Here is a 15,568-nt window from a genome sequence, read left to right as displayed (position 1 = left end):
TCGCCCCACCGGCCACACCCACCCGTCAGGGTGGGAGAAAAAAGCGGACCGCCTGCCCGTTTCGATCAGACGCAATGGCCCCCCGACCCTGCCGGGCCGGGTGCCGCGGACGGTCCGCCCGTCGAATTAATGGAGCGGAGAATCGATCCGGCTCATCTCATCCTTGATGAGAAGTTTTCGGCGTTTCAGGTCGTGAAGATGAGCATTGTCGGGAATGGGGCGCCTGACTTCCATTTCGATCGCGGATTCAAGCGCGGCATGCTTGGCTTTCAGGGACTCGATACGGTTTTGAACGCTCATCAAAGCCCTCCCTTCACGATGGGTGACCGGGAAAGCTTATGCTCCGCGCGAGGGGGTTGTCAGCAGGGAAATTGCCCTAAACCTTCAGCCGGGCTAATCTTATTCACCAAGCTACAGGAAAGATCCCACCCCATGCAGGATTGTCGGCCTTGACCGTTCCCCCACCCCGCCTCATCGTGGGGTTAAGCGGCGCTTCTGGTACCATATATGGTATACGCATCCTGGAGATGCTGCGGCGGATAGGGGTAGAATCCCATCTGGTGATGAGCCGTGCCGCCGAGATCACTCTTGGCTACGAAAGCGAGATGACCGCCGATCAGGTGCGGGCGCTGGCCGACCACGCCCATAGCGTCGATAACATCGCCGCGCCCCCGGCGTCGGGATCGTTCCGCACCCTGGGGATGATCGTCGCGCCCTGTTCGATCCGGACGATGAGCGAGATCGCCAGCGGCGTTACCACCTCGCTGCTGACGCGGGCCGCCGACGTCACCTTGAAGGAACGCCGCCGTCTGGTCCTGATGGTGCGCGAAACCCCGCTCCATGCCGGTCATCTGCGGACGATGCTGAATTTAACCGAAATGGGGGCGGTGATCGCCCCGCCGGTGCCGGGGTTTTACGCCCGCCCGCAAAGCCTTGACGATCTGGTCGAACACACCGCCGGACGGGCGCTCGACCTGTTCGGGCTGGATTGCGGCACACTTCGCCGCTGGGGCGAATCAGGCGGCGCATAAACGTCCGCGATGACTTTTCGCCCGGTCATTCCCATATCGAAGCGTATGATCGCCCCTCCGAAAGCGGGCGGTCGCGCTCTACGCCGGTCGCCGTCCGGTCGTCTTGCCTAAATCCGGCACCGCAGAGGGGGATGTCATGACCAAGAGTACCCCGTTCCAACTCAGTCGCATCTATGCCAGCGGGTGGCGGGCGGGTGGCGATTGCACCGCCGACGACCCGGCCGAGATCGCGGCGGCGGGCGACCGGCAAAACCCCCATCTGAGCGGGGACGAACGCGACCGCTGGGGCGAGGGCTTCCGGGCCGCCGCGATGAGCCATATCGGCCCATCGGCCAAAGCAAAGAAATAATCGAATGCGGGCCGGTCGCTTTGCCGTGTGGGTGTAAGCTGCCCGTCGGTGTTGGGCACGTCCGTCCCGACCGGGAATGCGCGGGGTCTGGTCCATGCTGTCAGTGCAGATTCACCACCACACCACCTATCGCTATACACATCCGGTTGTTCTCGGGCCGCACCGGCTGATGCTGCGCCCGCGCGAGAGTTGCGACCTGCGCCTGCTCTCGATCGACCTGACCGCCACCCCGGCCGCCACCGTGACCTGGGCCGAGGACGTGTTCGGCAACGCGGTTGCGATGGCCGTTTTCGCCGCGCCCGCCGAGACTTTGTCGATCGAATGCCGGTTGCGGATCGAGTTGCATGCGGTTCCCTTCCCGATTTTCACCATCGCGGCCGAGGCGATTTCCTATCCCTTCCTCTACACCGATTCGGACTGGATCGACCTGGGAGCGCTGGCGACGGCGCGGACGTTTGATCCGACCGGACGGGTTGAGACGTGGGCGCGCGGGTTCATCCTGGGCAATCCGACCGATACCTTGTCCTTGCTAAAAGACCTCTGCTCGGGCGTTTCCGCCTGGGTCGCCTATCAAAGCCGCGACGACGAAGGAACCCAGACGCCACTGCAAACGCTGGAATGCGGCAGCGGGGCCTGCCGCGACTTTGCCGTCTTGTTCGTCGAGGCGGCACGCTGCTTAGGCTTTGGGGCGCGGGTCGTCTCGGGCTACCTGTTCGACCCGGACGGCTGCCTGATCGGATCGTCGGGAAACGGATCGACTCACGCCTGGGCCGAAGTCTTCGTTCCCGGGGCGGGCTGGATCACCTTCGACCCGACCAATCGGGGCGTCGGCGGCCACAATCTGATCCCGGTCGCGGTCGCGCGCGAGATCGCCCAGGTCACCCCGGTCTCGGGCAGCTATCAGGGCTCGCCCGATGCCTTCGTCGGGATGAGCGTCGATGTCCGCGTCACCGCCTGATCCCGCCGACGGGTCTGGCTCTCGACAGCCGCCCCCTCCCGAGCGATGATAAGACGGGAACGGACAATCAAGGGGGTGTTATGCGCGCGATTCGAATCGGCTTTGTCGCCCTGGCCATGGCGACGATCCCGCTGGCGGGTCAGGCCGCCGACCCGCGTGAACTCGTGCCGATGCCGCCCGGGATTCAGGAAAGCCTGCTGATGAACATGCAGGACCATCTCGTCGCGCTCGACACCATCGTGTCGCACGTCGCCTCGGAACGCTTCACCGAAGCGGCCCGCATCGCCGATCAGCGGCTGCGCTTTAGCAACACCGAGGGCGAGGCCGCGATCACCGACTGGTTCCCGCCGGCAATGATGGGGGCCAAGGATGCCCTTCGCGCCGCCGCCACCCGCTTCGCCGTCGCAGCGCAAAAAGCCGACAAGGCCCGCGATTATGCCAGCATGCGCGACGTTGCCTGGGCGATCGGCGACATCACCGCCGCCTGCACCGGCTGTCACGGCCATTATCGGGTGCGCTGAGGATTAACGATCAAGTCGGCTGATCGCTGAAAATAGCGCTCAGTCGCCCGCGCAACCATTGCGAGGCGGGATCGTCATCCATGTTGGCGTGCCAGTACATCACCGCGTCGAGGTCGGGGATCTTCAACGGCAGCGGCAGCAGCAGATTGTCAAAGGCGAGATTGGCGACCTGGGCATAGCGGCCGGGCATCGTCAAGAGCAGGTCGGTCTGGCTGACGACGCGACAGGCGGCGAAATAATGCTGGCAGCGCAACTTGATCTCGCGGCGCAAGCCCAGCCGGTTCAGTTCGAAATCCTCGATCCCCGGCCCCTTGCGCCGCGATGAAACCATCACGTGACCCTGGGCGAGAAAGCTGTCGAGGCTGAGGTTGCCTTCGGCGATCTGCGGGTGGCCCCGCCGCGCCACCACCGTCAGCGGATCGCGGACCACCCGCAACTGGTTGATCTCGTCGCCGACCGGAAAGGGAATATCCATCGCCAGATCGATCGAGCCGCGCCGCAACTCGGTTTCGATCTCGGTGCGGTCGGTGCGGACGCTGTGAATCGCGATCAGCGAGCCGGTTTTCTCCAACTGCTCCATCAAAGGCGGCAGCACGCTCGATTCGAACACGTCGCGCAGCGCCAGCCGGAACACCCGGCGGTCGGCGGCGGGATCGAAGGTCCGTTCCTCGGTCAGCGAGCCCAGCGACTGCAACGCGGTCCGAACCGGGGCGATGATCTGGCGGGCCAGCGGGGTCGGCACCATCGCCGCCCCCTGGCGGACGAACAATTGATCCTGAAAGACGTCGCGAAGCCGGGCCAGAGCGTGGCTAACCGCCGGTTGGGTCAGGTTCAGCTTTTGGCTGGCCCGCGTGATATTCCCTTCCTCGAAGATTGCGCTGAGAACCACCAGCAGATTCAAATCGTAACGACGATAATGCGGGATGCTCATACTGCACCATGAAGTACATTCAATTGATTCATTTCCAACAAAACGTAACCTGTAGCAGTTCCGTCAGCAAGGGATGTCAAAAATTCCCGGCGGGTCAGGCACCGTCAATCGCCCCGATCGGGGAAGGGGCCGAACAAGAGAAGAATGAAGCCGGAAAACTGGCTCTCAAAAATAAAAGCTTCTGGGAGGGAGCACGTAATGTTAATTGCCGATCGGCCGGGTGCTGTTCGACCACGTGAAGAATTTGACCTGGGTCGTCTTGATTGTTATATCAAGGCTATTGATCCAACTCTTGAAGGCGAGCCGAAATCTTATCAGTTTTCCGGTGGCGCTTCGAATCTGACCTATCTGGTCTCCTATCCAAACCGCGATTTGATTTTACGACGCCCGCCTTTCGGTCGCAAAGCGAAGTCGGCCCACGACATTTTGCGTGAGGCAGCGCTGTTGCAGGCGATCCGCCCGGTTTTCCCCTATGTCCCCGCCATCATCGCCACCTGCGACGACGAAACGGTGATCGGGGCGCCGTTCGCGGTGATGGAGCGGTTGATCGGCTTCATTCCCCGCCACGATCTGCCCGAGGGAATGAGTCTGTCGCCCGAGCAGGCGCACCGCCTGTGCCTCAACATGACCGACCGTCTGATCGAACTGCACGCGATCGACCCTCACTCGGTCGGGCTGGGGGGCTTGGGCAAGGGCCAGGGTTATGTCCGCCGCCAGATCGAAGGCTGGAGCGCCCGGCTGCGCGACGCCCGCACTCCCGACACCGCCGATTTCGAGTCGGTAATGGCGTGGCTGGCGGCGGCGGAACCGGCCGAGCGGGCGACCCGGCTGATCCACAATGATTACAAGATGGACAATATCGTCTTCTCTCCCGCCGATCCGGCCGCGATCGTCGGCGTGCTGGATTGGGAAATGGCCACCCTGGGAGATCCGCTGATGGATCTGGGCTCGGCGCTGGCCTATTGGGTCCAGGCCGACGACGACGACGAGATTCAGGCGATCCGCCGCCAGCCCTCGCATCTGCCGGGGATGATGAGCCGTGACGAGATCGTCGAGTATTACTGCAAAAAGACCGGAATCTGCCTCGATCGGTTCGATTTCTATTTGATCTTCGGGACGTTCCGCCTCGCGGTGATCGCCCAGCAGATCTACGCCCGTTATTGCGCTGGACATGCCGCCAATCCCGATTTCGCGGGCTTTGGCCATGCGGTCAATGTCCTGGAACGCCGGTGCCTTTCCCTGATTGCGCAGGCCGGGCGCTGAGGGACCGACTCATTTTGGTGACCTTCGTATGGGAACGCGACGCCGCGCCACGCGGTTTCGTCGTCATGCGATGAGTGGGAGAGAGTAAATCTACGAATAATTCTTGGCGGGGAACGGATATGAAAATCAAATCGAAACAAATCGGGCAATCCTATGTAACACCAATAATGCGGACGGCGGTCACCGTGTGCTGCCTGGCCGGAGCAGGTACGACGGCCCACGCCGACGATTTCTCGCTCGGCAACGGATATGAAGGGCGATGGAGCCTTGACCTGTCGGTCGGGGCGTCGATGCGTACCCGCAATCCCGATCCCAACCTGATTTCGCGCGGCAACGGCGGCAGGGCCGACGGCGGTCAGCATGACGACGGCAACCAGAACTTCCGCGCCGGTGACTTCTACTCCGCCTTGGGCAAGGCGATTGGCGAAGTCGAGTTGCGCAAGGACCAGTTCGGTGTCTTTGGCCGGGTCAAGGGCTGGTACGATTATATCGGCCGCAACCAGAACACCACGTTCGGCGACGCCGCCAACGGCTATAGCCGCAGCCCGGTCAATGACGGGCACTTCTATCCGGCGTCGAAATTCTCGGGCGTCGAATTGCTCGATGCCTATGGCTACGGCACCTTTGATCTGGCCGAAGACACTCCGCTGAAGGTGAAGATCGGCAAGCATGTGGTGAATTGGGGCGAAAGCACCTTCATCCCCGGCGGTATCAACCAGTACGGCATCGTCGATGTCGGTGCGGCCCGGCGGCCCGGCGCGCAGGTCAAGGAAGTCTTGCTTCCCATTCCGCAGATTTCGGCCAATCTCGGCCTCGATAACGGGATCAGCTTCGAGACGTTCTACCAGTTTACTTGGGAACGCTCGGTGCTCGATGGCTGCGGCACCTTCTGGAGCGCCTCGGACTATCTCAATTGTTCGAACACGATCACGATGACGCCATCGGGTAAGAGCGATCTCGCCGGGTTTAATAGTATCCCTGGGGCACCATATGGCGGTCTCAATTCCAAAATGGCTAATGGCGGGAATCGCTACCCCGGCGATGTCGGGCAGTGGGGCGCCAATATGCACTATTACAACACCGATATCGGTACTGATTTTGGGCTTTATTACGCCCAGTATCATTCCCGGACGCCGATCTTCAGCTTCATTAAAAGCCGAAGCCCGATCGCAAATTCGATCTATAATTTAGCAACTCCTGGTCAATATTACTGGAATTACGACGTCGAAGACATTCAGGTGGTGGGTGCCAGCGTCGCGGGCGACATCGCGGGATGGTCGGTGTTCGGCGAAGCCAGCGAATCTTTTGGCGTGCCGGTGCAGATCAATACCAACGATCTGGGCAACGGGATGCTCCGCGGTGTCGGTCCGATGGCTTTCCTGAATGGACTGGGTGCCGGTTCGGTTGTCGATGGCTATGACCGCAAGAACAAGTTCCAGATCCAGGTCTCGACCATCAAAACCTTCTCGAACGTCGCCTCGGCCGACGAGTTCAAGGTGATCGGCGAAATCGGCTATCAGCATTGGTCGGGGATCGGCGATCCCAACACCTCGCGCCGGTATGGCCGTGATCCGATGTTCGGTCAGGCCGGGACCGCGACAATGGCTTGCACCAACCTGAATTCCTCTTATTGCGAGAACAAGGGCTATGCCACCAGCGACGCGCTGGGATACCGCGTCCAATTGTCGCTGACCTACAACAATTTGCTGTTCGGCGGCAACGTGACGCCCCGGCTGTTCTGGGCTCACGACGTTTCGGGCTATTCCGCCGACGGCACCTTCGTCGAGGACCGGATGAATCTGGGTCTGGGGGTCCGGGCCGAGTGGAACAAGATGTACTACACCGACCTTAGCTTCAGTACCTACAACCGAGACGCCAAATACGATCCCTACCGCGACCGCGATTTCGTATCGCTGGTCACGGGCGTGACGTTCTGAGCGCGGGAGACATTCGATGAAGACTTTGTTTGAGTTGAAGTCGCTGATCGGCTGCGGCGCGGTTGCCCTGCTGCTCGGAACTGCCTGCCCGGTCTGGGCGGCGGCGAGCCCCGAGGAATTGGCCCGGTTGGGCAAGGATCTGACCCCGGTTGGGGCCGAGATCGCGGGCAATGCCGACGGTTCGATCCCGGCCTGGACCGGCGGCCTGAAGCTGCCGTTCGATCCCGAGAAGGGCTATGTCGATCCCTTCGCCAACGAGAAGCCGCTTTACACCATCACCGCCGCCAATGCCGACAGCTACAAGGACAAGCTGGCGCCCGGCAGCTACGAGATGCTGAAGCGTTATCCCACCACCTTCAAGATGCATGTCTATCCCAGCCATCGCACCACCGTTCTGCCGCAACTCGAATATGACCGGGTCAAGCAGGAAGCCGGGGCGGCCCAGCTCACCCCGTCGGGCACCGGGATCGACAATGTGGTCAATTCGACCGTGCCGTTCCCATTGCCGAAGAGCGGGCTCGAAGTGATGTGGAACCACATCCTGCGTTATCGCGGCGGCACGGTGCACCGCTATTCCAGCATGTTCCCGGTCCAGACCGGCGGCTCGTTCACCGCGGTCAAGCGCGAGGAATGGCTGGCCTGGGCGGCGGCGTTGGGCAATCCCGATCCCAACCGCCACAGCTATTACCTCAATCTGGTGCGTGGCCCCTCCAGCATGGCGGGCGAGGCGCTGCTGGTCCACGATTCGCGCGACCACGCCAAGGATGAGCGCCGGGCCTGGAGCTACAATCCCGGCCTGCGCCGGGTGCTGCGCGCGCCCGAAGTCGCCCACGACGCTCCGGCGCAGAATTCGGACGGGCTGGCGACCTCGGACGATTACGACGGCTTCAACGGCTCGCCGGAACGGTTTGACTGGAAATTGCTGGGCAAGAAGGAAATCCTGATCGCCTACAACAATTACAAGCTGAACGATCGCAGCCTGAAATATGCCGAGATCATCCTGCCCAACCACCTCAACCAGGATCTGGTCCGCTACGAGCCGCATCGGGTCTGGGTGGTCGAAGGCACGCTGAAGCCGGGCGCCCGCCACATCTATGGCAAGCGGGTGTTCTATATCGACGAGGATAGCTGGCAGGTCGCCGAGGCCGACGAATATGACGGACGCGGCGAGTTGTGGCGGGTGCACATCATGCACGCAATCCAGTTCTACGGCGCCGACGTGCCGTGGATTGCCAATGATGCCGTCTATGACCTTCAGGCGCGGCGCTATATCGTCAACGCGATGACCAACGAGGAAAAGCCGACGACCTTCGGCGAGAAGCAGAGCTTCTCGATGTACTCGCCGGACAATCTGCGTCGTGTCGGCAATTAAGCCGCGGGCCGAGACGGCGGCGGGGGAACGCTCCCCCGCTGCCGGTTCGCGGTCGATGGCGGGGAGGCGGTGGATCGCTCCCGCCCTGATATGCGGCCTGGCCGTCGCCCTGATCACGATCGCGCCCCCCTCTCTCGCCCGCGCCGAGCAAATCGACCTTGCCACCCTGCCCGCCTTCAAGACGCCCAAGGCGGCACAGTCGCTGATCCTGGCGCTGGCCGCCGTGGGAGACCGGCTGGTCGCGGTGGGCGAACGCGGCATCATCGTTCATTCCGACGATAACGGCTCGACCTGGATTCAGGCCGACGTGCCGGTCTCGGTGACGCTGACCGCCGTGACCTTTCCTACTCCGACCGAGGGCTGGGCGGTCGGCCATGACGGCATGATCCTGCACAGCACCGACCGTGGCGAGACTTGGCAGGTTCAGTTCGACGGCACCCGCGCCGCCGCCGCCGTGCGCCAGGATGCCGAACGCCGCGTCGCTCTGGCCCGCGCCCGCGCCGACGCCGCATCCCCCCAAGACGAAGCGGCGTTGGCCGCCCTCGATCTGGCCGAAACCGCGCTGGACGACGCAATGGCCGGAGTTCGCTTCGCTCCGTCGCGTCCGTTCCTCGCGGTTGCCTTCCAGGATGCGCGATTCGGTCTCGCGGTCGGATCGTTCGGCCAGATCTTCCGCACCACCAACGGCGGCGCAAGCTGGGTCTATCTGGGCGACCGCATCGACAATCAGGAACGGCTGCATTACGGCGCGGTGATGATCGATCCGTCCGGCCGGATCGTGGTGGCGGGCGAAGGCGGGCGGATCACCCGCTCGGCCGATCGCGGCGAGCATTGGACCGTCACCGCCCTGCCCGAGCGCGGAGCTATCGCCGGCCTGCGCCGGGTCGGCCCCGCTCTGCTCGCTTATGGCGGCGGCGGCCGGGTCTATCGTTCGGTCGATGACGGAACGAGTTGGACGCGGATCGTCACCTGTACCGGCAAGACCCTGATCGCCGGTCTGGTCCAGGCCGACAGCGTGCGGCTGTACGATTCCGGCGGAGCCGCGCTGGTGAGCGACGATGGCGGGCTGCGTTGGACCTGCCCCGCCGCCCCGGATTCGTCGCCCCGGCCGGTCGCGGCGGTTGCCGCCACTGCCGATGGCAAACTGGTTCTGGCCGGACCGGGCGGATTGCGGATCAGCGACATCGTCACCGCGCGATGACCAAGCCGAAGAGGAATGTTCGATGACTGCCGCCGAGCCCCGCATCCGCACCGACACCGACGCCGATCTGCTTCATCACAAGACCGCCCACGCCATCGAGGTGCGGGTCGAAGCCCTGCTGTTCCGCTTCCGGCCGCTGATCCTGGTGGTGATGGGGATCGCCTCGCTGATCTTCGCCTATCTCGCCACCGGCCTGACCGCCGATGCCAGCTTCCAGAAGATGGTTCCGGCCGGGCATCCCTATATCGCCAACACCTTGAAATACCAAAGCGAACTGCGTCCGCTCGGTAATGTCGTCCGCGTCGCGGTCGAGGCGGTCGATGGCGATATCTATTCGCAGCATTTCCTGGAGACGCTGCGCAAGGTCACCGACGAGATTTTCTATATTCCCGGCGTCGATCGCGGCAATCTGAAGTCGCTGTGGACCCCCAACGTGATGTGGTACGAGGTCACCGAAGAGGGGATGCGCAACGGTGTCATCGTGCCCCAGGGCTTCGACGGCTCCGAGCGGATGCTGGCCGAGGTTCGCACCAACGTCCTGCGCTCGGGCCGGGTCGGCAGTCTGGTCGCCTCGGATCACCGCTCGGCGGTGGTGCTGGCCCCGCTGCTGGAGGTCGATCCTCAGACCGGGGCCAAGCTCGATTACGGCCGCTTTTCCGAACAATTGGAACAAAAGATCCGCGACCGCTTCCAGGACGGTACCGTCCGGATCCACATCACCGGCTTTGCCAAGATCGTCGGCGATCTGATCGCCGGGGCCAAGGTGATCCTGATCTTCTTCGGCGTCACCTTCGTCCTGACCACCCTCTTGTTGCTGTGGTACTCGCGTTGTCTGCGCAGCACCCTGGTCACCGTGTTCTGCTGCGGGCTGGCGGTGCTGTGGCAATTGGGGATCGTCAAGCTGCTGGGCTTCGGCCTTGATCCCTATTCGATCCTGGTGCCGTTCCTGACCTTTGCGATCGGGGTCAGCCACGCGGTGCAGAACATCAACACGATGGCCAGCATGCGCGCCGCCGGGCATTCGACCCTGGAGGCGGCCAAGGTCACCTTCCGCCTGTTGTTCGTGCCGGGTTCGATCGCGCTGGTCTGCGATGCGGTCGGCTTCTCCACCCTGCTGGTGATCGAGATCGGAGTGATCCAGGAACTGGCGATCAGCGCCAGCATCGGCGTCGCGGTGGTGATCCTGACCAAGATGCTGCTGTTGCCGGTGCTGATGTCCTATGTCGGCGTCGGCGAGCGGGCGATTGCCGACCAGCGCGCCAAGACGAGGCGCCAGCCGCGCAAGATCGCCTTTTGGATCGCGCGGGCGGCCGAGCCGCGTTGGGCCGCTGTCGCGGTCGGGGTGGCGCTGGTGCTGCTGGCCGGAGCTTTTGTCGCCGGACGCGACCTCAAGATCGGCGATCTCGATCCCGGCGCGCCGGAATTGCGGGCTGAATCCCGCTATAACCGCGACGTCGCGTTCTTTGCCGCCCATTACGCCACCAGCCCCGACGTCTTTGTCGCGATGGTGCGGACTCCACCCGGCGAATGCGGCTCCTATCCGGTTGCCGCGTTGATCGACCGCTATCAGACCGAGATGGAAAGCGTCGCGGGGGTGGAATCCTCGGCCTCGATGGTCGATGCGATGAAGAAGTCGATTGCGGGCACCAATGGCGGCGATCCGCGCTGGCACGCGATCAGCCGCGACCGTTATGTCTCGAACGCGGTCTACAAGATGATCCCGCCCGAGCTGCATAACAGCGATTGCTCGATGGTCCCGGTGATGCTCTATCTGACCGACCACAAGGCCGAGACCTTGACCCGGGTGATCGACGCGTCCGAGCGCTTTGCCGCCCGCGTCAACGATCAGGAGATTCAGATCCTGCTCGCCGCCGGAACCGCCGGGATCGAAGGCGCCACCAACATCGTCATCAAAAGCGCCGAGCGGACGATGCTGTTCCTGGTCTATGGCATCGTCGCCATTCTGCTGCTGTGGGAATTCCGCTCGTGGCGGGTGGTGGTGGCGATCATGTTCCCGCTCTACATCACCTCGGTGCTGTGCGAGGCGATCATGGCCCAATTGGGGCTGGGGGTGAAGGTCGCGACCCTGCCGGTGATCGCGCTTGGCGTCGGGATCGGCGTCGATTACGGCATCTATATCTATAACCGGCTGGAATTGTATCTGGAGAGCGGTCTGTCGTTGCGCGATGCCTATGTCGAGACCCTGAAGACGACGGGAACGGCGGTGGCGATGACCGGGGTGACGCTGGCGATCGGGGTGATGAGCTGGGTCTTCTCCGATATCAAGTTCCAGGCCGATATGGGCCTGTTGCTGACCTTCATGTTCCTGTGGAACATGGCGGGCGCTATCGTGTTGATCCCGGCGGTGATGGCGCTGTTGCAGCGCCGCTCGCCCCAAGCTGCGTGAAGGAGACGTCCACGATGACGACCGAGACCTCTTCGACCGGGGCGCTGTTCCAGCCCTTCGCCTGCAAGTCGCTGCATCTGCCCAACCGGATCGTGATGGCGCCGATGACCCGCTTGTTCAGCCCCGACGGCATCCCGACCCAGGCGGTCGCGGATTACTACCGTCGCCGTGCCGAGGGCGATGTCGGGCTGATCGTCACCGAGGGCACGGTGATCGACCGCGCCCCTGCCCGCAACGATCCCAACATCCCGCTGTTCCACGGCGCGGCGCTGGAGGTGTGGCAGACCGTCGTCGATCAGGTTCATGCCGCCGGGGGACGGATTGCGCCGCAAATCTGGCATGTCGGCGGGGCCGCCAATCCGTCGAAGCCGTGGCAGCCGCCGGGCGGTCTGGAAAGCCCGTCGGGCTTTATCGGTGCCGACACGCCGACCGGACGGGTGATGAGCGAAGAGGATATCGCCGACGCGATCGCGGGCTTTGGCCGGGCGGCGGCGGCGGCGCGGCGGATCGGCTTTGACGCGGTCGAGATTCACGCCGCCCACGGCTATCTGATCGATCAGTTCTTCTGGGACCGCACCAACCGCCGCACCGATCGCTGGGGCGGAGCCAGTCTGGCCGAGCGCAGCCGTTTCGCGATCGAGGTGGTCAAGGCGATGCGGGCGGAATTGGGGCCGGATTTGCCGCTGATCCTGCGGATTTCGCAATGGAAGCAGCAGAATTATCGGGCCAAGCTGGCGGAGACTCCGGACGAGTTGCGCCAGTGGCTGGAGCCGCTGGCCGAGGCCGGAACCGACATCTTCCATTGCTCGCAGCGCCGCTATTGGGAGCCGGAATTCGCGGGATCGGACCTTAATTTCGCCGGGTGGGCCAAGAAGGTCACCGGCAAGCCGACGATCACCGTCGGGTCGGTCGGGCTGTCGGGCGAGTTCCTCGGCGCGTTCCGGGGCGAGGGCGCGCAACCGGCGGGGTTCGACGAGGTGATCCGGCGGCTGGAACGCGAGGAGTTCGATCTGGTCGCGGTCGGTCGGGCGTTGCTGACCGATTGGGAATGGCCGATCAAGGTGCGCGACGGCCGTTTCGACGAATTGAGACCGTTCGCCCGTGAGGATTTAGCCGTCCTGAGCTAAATAAAAAAATAAATTATTCGGCCAATAAATCGGGGCGGATTCTTTTTTAGCGGCGATCTGCATCTCAGCGTTTTGTCGGGTATCGACATAAAAGTCTGGAAGCAGTCAATTTTTGTCTTGAACCGGACAGAAAATTTAAGCGCTCAGCCGATAAAAAACCCCCTTCCACCGCGTGGAAGGGGGGGGCTTTGCCGGATAGGAATCAGACTTTGGCGGCGTCGCTGGCCTGGATCTCGGCCAGTTGCTCCTCGTCCGACTTCATGATGCCGAATTCGACCAGCATGTCTTCCAGCTCTTCCATCGTGATCGGGGTCGGGATGGTGCCCTTGCCGCCGTTGGCGTGAATCTTGGTCGCAAGCTGGCGGTATTCGGCCGCCTGGGTCGAGTTAGGGGCGTACTGGATCACGGTCTGGCGGCGCAGTTCGGCGTGCTGAACGATGTTGTGACGCGGAACGAAATGGATCATCTGGGTGTTGAGCCGCTTGGCCATCGTCTCGGCCAAATCAAGCTCGCGGTCGGTCTGGCGCTCGTTGCAGATCAGACCGCCGATGCGGACACCACCGACACCGGCATACTTCAGAATGCCCTTGGCGATGTTGTTGGCGGCAAACAGCGCCATCATTTCGCCGGACATCACGATATAGATTTCCTGGGCCTTGTTCTCACGGATCGGCATCGCGAAGCCGCCGCACACCACGTCGCCCAGCACGTCATAAGAGACGTAATCGACATCGTCGTAAGCGCCGTTTTCCTCAAGGAAATTGATGGCGGTGATGACGCCGCGACCGGCGCAACCAACGCCCGGCTCGGGGCCGCCAGCCTCGGTGCACTTGATACCCTTGTAGCCGATCTTCATCACGTCGGCGAGTTCGAGGTCTTCGACCGATCCGGCCTGGGCCGCGAGGTGCAGCACAGTGTCCTGCAACTTGCAATTCAGGATCAGACGGGTCGAATCCGCCTTGGGATCGCAGCCGACGATCAGGATTTTCTGATCCATCTCGACCAGCGCGGCGAGCGTGTTCTGCGAGGTGGTGGACTTGCCGATGCCGCCTTTGCCGTAAAACGCGATCTGACGAGGCATGGAGGGTGTCCTTTGTAACGGAGAAACGTGAAGGCACGTCCCTCTACCCAAGCAAGCGCCATGCCATTTATTTCGGGGCACGCCCCTCTCCCCACCGATAGCGCCGAGAGAAAATAGGTCGACCGCCGCGAAATTCCGGCCAGAACGCCCAACCGCTGGGGAATATCGCCCATGTTGCGGTTCGCGTTTGAATCCGGCGAGGGAAATAGCGTAATCGGGTTATTAGACAGAACCCGATTTATTCGAAACGTCGGGCGGCTTTGATTACCTATCCACCAGTAGTCATTTTCGCCCACCAGCGCGACACCAATCGTTTAAACCAAAGGTGGTAATTATTTTCTAATCAAAGAGCAGTTCCGCACTATCACAATCTTAAGCTTTAACCTGACTTGACGAAGACTCACTTTGTGTGTAAATAGAATGTCGTAGATCGGCTCGCAATGGTATCCATGTCATTGGAGTAAGCATGCGATTTCTCGACATCTCCACATTCAGCCAATGCTTGAATCAGGTATTTCACGTTGATATCGGTTCATGCGAAGTGCGCATGACGCTTGTCGATATGAAACGGCACCCCGTTGTTCAATTCCCTGGAATAGCGCGCGAACCGTTCTCCTTGATATTCAAGTCGGACAATCAAGTTATCCTGCCACAAAAAATTTACACCATGAGCCACGATTCTATTGGTAAGGCCGGAATATTCATCGTTCCCGTCGGACGAGATGCCGGCGGAATCATTTACGAGGCTGTTTTTAATTAGCCGAACGCAAAGATGTTGTTCGCCAACGAGTCTTTATCATCAACGGAATTTATCTGTCGGATAGACTGGAGGCAGCATGTCAGATCCATATCTCGGTCAAATTACCATGGGGGCGATCACGTTCGTTCCCAGGGGGTATTCGGCATGTAACGGTGCGAGCATCCCCATCGCTCAGAATCAGGCGCTTTATTCCCTTATCGGAACTTTCTACGGCGGATCCGGCGCATCGTTCAATTTGCCAAACCTGTACGGGCGCACCCCGATCGGGTTCGGCCAGACCGCCGGACCGGCAACCGGCCTCAGCGTCTATTCGCTTGGCGCATCGGGAGGGGCCGAAACTGTCACCTTGGGCCAAACCCACCTTCCCGCGCACGATCACTCCGTCATCGCGGGAACGGGAACCTCGACCGCCGTTTTGCCCTCGCTGATCCCCGGTTCGGTCATCACCAAAAGTACGAAATTGCCGCTGAATTCCTATGCTTCTCCCAGCAATCCGCTGGTTGAGATGGCTTCGAAAGTATCTTCCGAGGGTGGCGGGCAGGCGCACAGCAATCTTCAGCCTTTCCTTGCCATCAATTACTATATCGCGATCCAAGGATACTATCCGCCGCGGGATTAGAGAACTCTCGC

General features: G+C 61.9%; 15 protein-coding genes. 12 read left to right on the top strand and 3 right to left on the bottom strand.

The genetic code is table 11. From position 1 onward, the window contains the following. Positions 1 to 126 precede the first annotated feature (126 nt). Positions 127 to 300, bottom strand: a complete 174-nt coding sequence (locus tag BLW40_RS04785; protein WP_074766071.1) for a YdcH family protein — start codon at positions 298 to 300, stop codon at positions 127 to 129. A 149-nt stretch (positions 301 to 449) separates the two neighbouring features. On the opposite strand from BLW40_RS04785, the gene BLW40_RS04780 reads away from it, so the two are divergent. From BLW40_RS04780 to BLW40_RS04765, 4 genes are all read left to right on the top strand, one after another. Then, a complete protein-coding gene (locus BLW40_RS04780) occupies positions 450 to 1,031 on the top strand; it encodes a UbiX family flavin prenyltransferase (RefSeq protein ID WP_074766368.1) in 582 nt (193 codons plus the stop codon). 136 nt (positions 1,032 to 1,167) lie between these two features. Beyond that, positions 1,168 to 1,380 (top strand): hypothetical protein, encoded by a 213-nt coding sequence (locus tag BLW40_RS04775; protein WP_074766069.1) that lies wholly within the window; start codon positions 1,168 to 1,170, stop codon positions 1,378 to 1,380. 94 nt (positions 1,381 to 1,474) lie between these two features. After that, complete coding sequence (locus BLW40_RS04770; RefSeq protein WP_074766366.1) at positions 1,475 to 2,338, top strand: transglutaminase family protein; 864 nt, start codon at positions 1,475 to 1,477, stop codon at positions 2,336 to 2,338. An 80-nt stretch (positions 2,339 to 2,418) separates the two neighbouring features. Continuing rightward, the gene (locus tag BLW40_RS04765; RefSeq protein WP_074766067.1) at positions 2,419 to 2,859 is read left to right on the top strand and encodes a hypothetical protein; all 441 of its coding nucleotides are present in this window, start codon (positions 2,419 to 2,421) and stop codon (positions 2,857 to 2,859) included. Between the two features lie 10 nt (positions 2,860 to 2,869). On the opposite strand, the gene BLW40_RS04760 is transcribed toward BLW40_RS04765, so the two are convergent. Then, positions 2,870 to 3,790 (bottom strand): LysR family transcriptional regulator, encoded by a 921-nt coding sequence (locus BLW40_RS04760; RefSeq protein ID WP_074766065.1) that lies wholly within the window; start codon positions 3,788 to 3,790, stop codon positions 2,870 to 2,872. 144 nt (positions 3,791 to 3,934) lie between these two features. On the opposite strand from BLW40_RS04760, the gene BLW40_RS04755 reads away from it, so the two are divergent. From BLW40_RS04755 to BLW40_RS04730, 6 genes are all read left to right on the top strand, one after another. Further along, on the top strand, positions 3,935 to 5,053 hold the full coding sequence (locus BLW40_RS04755) for a phosphotransferase family protein (protein WP_342027651.1): 1,119 nt from the start codon (positions 3,935 to 3,937) through the stop codon (positions 5,051 to 5,053). Between the two features lie 119 nt (positions 5,054 to 5,172). Beyond that, positions 5,173 to 6,990: a DUF1302 domain-containing protein gene (locus BLW40_RS04750; protein WP_083386622.1), complete on the top strand. Its 1,818-nt coding sequence runs from the start codon at positions 5,173 to 5,175 to the stop codon at positions 6,988 to 6,990. 16 nt (positions 6,991 to 7,006) lie between these two features. Then, the gene (locus BLW40_RS04745) at positions 7,007 to 8,362 is read left to right on the top strand and encodes a DUF1329 domain-containing protein (protein ID WP_074766059.1); all 1,356 of its coding nucleotides are present in this window, start codon (positions 7,007 to 7,009) and stop codon (positions 8,360 to 8,362) included. Further along, a complete protein-coding gene (locus tag BLW40_RS04740) occupies positions 8,349 to 9,563 on the top strand; it encodes a YCF48-related protein (RefSeq protein WP_139305492.1) in 1,215 nt (404 codons plus the stop codon). Before BLW40_RS04745 ends, BLW40_RS04740 begins: the two co-directional genes overlap by 14 nt. A gap of 22 nt (positions 9,564 to 9,585) precedes the next feature. Beyond that, a complete protein-coding gene (locus tag BLW40_RS04735) occupies positions 9,586 to 11,970 on the top strand; it encodes an efflux RND transporter permease subunit (protein ID WP_074766055.1) in 2,385 nt (794 codons plus the stop codon). Between the two features lie 14 nt (positions 11,971 to 11,984). Beyond that, a complete protein-coding gene (locus BLW40_RS04730) occupies positions 11,985 to 13,097 on the top strand; it encodes an NADH:flavin oxidoreductase (protein ID WP_074766364.1) in 1,113 nt (370 codons plus the stop codon). Positions 13,098 to 13,299: 202 nt separating this feature from the next. On the opposite strand, the gene nifH is transcribed toward BLW40_RS04730, so the two are convergent. After that, positions 13,300 to 14,178, bottom strand: coding sequence for a nitrogenase iron protein (gene nifH / locus BLW40_RS04725; RefSeq protein ID WP_074766053.1), 879 nt, complete (start codon positions 14,176 to 14,178; stop codon positions 13,300 to 13,302). 466 nt (positions 14,179 to 14,644) lie between these two features. On the opposite strand from nifH, the gene BLW40_RS04720 reads away from it, so the two are divergent. Further along, entirely contained in the window at positions 14,645 to 14,938 is a 294-nt protein-coding gene (locus BLW40_RS04720) for a DUF6916 family protein (protein WP_074766051.1), read from the top strand. A gap of 76 nt (positions 14,939 to 15,014) precedes the next feature. Then, the gene (locus BLW40_RS04715; RefSeq protein ID WP_074766049.1) at positions 15,015 to 15,557 is read left to right on the top strand and encodes a phage tail protein; all 543 of its coding nucleotides are present in this window, start codon (positions 15,015 to 15,017) and stop codon (positions 15,555 to 15,557) included. Positions 15,558 to 15,568 lie beyond the last annotated feature (11 nt).

It is taken from the genome of Magnetospirillum fulvum, from assembly GCF_900108475.1.
Lineage (GTDB): Bacteria > Pseudomonadota > Alphaproteobacteria > Rhodospirillales > Magnetospirillaceae > Phaeospirillum > Phaeospirillum fulvum_A.
This window is presented reverse-complemented; position numbering and strand designations above follow the sequence as displayed.

Excerpts from the sequence above, each read along its gene's own strand:
- BLW40_RS04785 (WP_074766071.1), bottom strand. The coding sequence starts at position 300 with ATGAGCGTTCAAAACCGTATCGAGTCCCTGAAAGCCAAGCATGCCGCG.
- BLW40_RS04775 (WP_074766069.1), top strand. The coding sequence starts at position 1,168 with ATGACCAAGAGTACCCCGTTCCAACTCAGTCGCATCTATGCCAGCGGG.
- BLW40_RS04770 (WP_074766366.1), top strand. The coding sequence starts at position 1,475 with ATGCTGTCAGTGCAGATTCACCACCACACCACCTATCGCTATACACAT.
- BLW40_RS04765 (WP_074766067.1), top strand. The coding sequence starts at position 2,419 with ATGCGCGCGATTCGAATCGGCTTTGTCGCCCTGGCCATGGCGACGATC.
- BLW40_RS04760 (WP_074766065.1), bottom strand. The coding sequence starts at position 3,790 with ATGAGCATCCCGCATTATCGTCGTTACGATTTGAATCTGCTGGTGGTT.
- BLW40_RS04755 (WP_342027651.1), top strand. The coding sequence starts at position 3,935 with ATGAAGCCGGAAAACTGGCTCTCAAAAATAAAAGCTTCTGGGAGGGAG.
- BLW40_RS04750 (WP_083386622.1), top strand. The coding sequence starts at position 5,173 with ATGAAAATCAAATCGAAACAAATCGGGCAATCCTATGTAACACCAATA.
- BLW40_RS04745 (WP_074766059.1), top strand. The coding sequence starts at position 7,007 with ATGAAGACTTTGTTTGAGTTGAAGTCGCTGATCGGCTGCGGCGCGGTT.
- BLW40_RS04735 (WP_074766055.1), top strand. The coding sequence starts at position 9,586 with ATGACTGCCGCCGAGCCCCGCATCCGCACCGACACCGACGCCGATCTG.
- BLW40_RS04730 (WP_074766364.1), top strand. The coding sequence starts at position 11,985 with ATGACGACCGAGACCTCTTCGACCGGGGCGCTGTTCCAGCCCTTCGCC.
- nifH (WP_074766053.1), bottom strand. The coding sequence starts at position 14,178 with ATGCCTCGTCAGATCGCGTTTTACGGCAAAGGCGGCATCGGCAAGTCC.
- BLW40_RS04720 (WP_074766051.1), top strand. The coding sequence starts at position 14,645 with ATGCGATTTCTCGACATCTCCACATTCAGCCAATGCTTGAATCAGGTA.
- BLW40_RS04715 (WP_074766049.1), top strand. The coding sequence starts at position 15,015 with ATGTCAGATCCATATCTCGGTCAAATTACCATGGGGGCGATCACGTTC.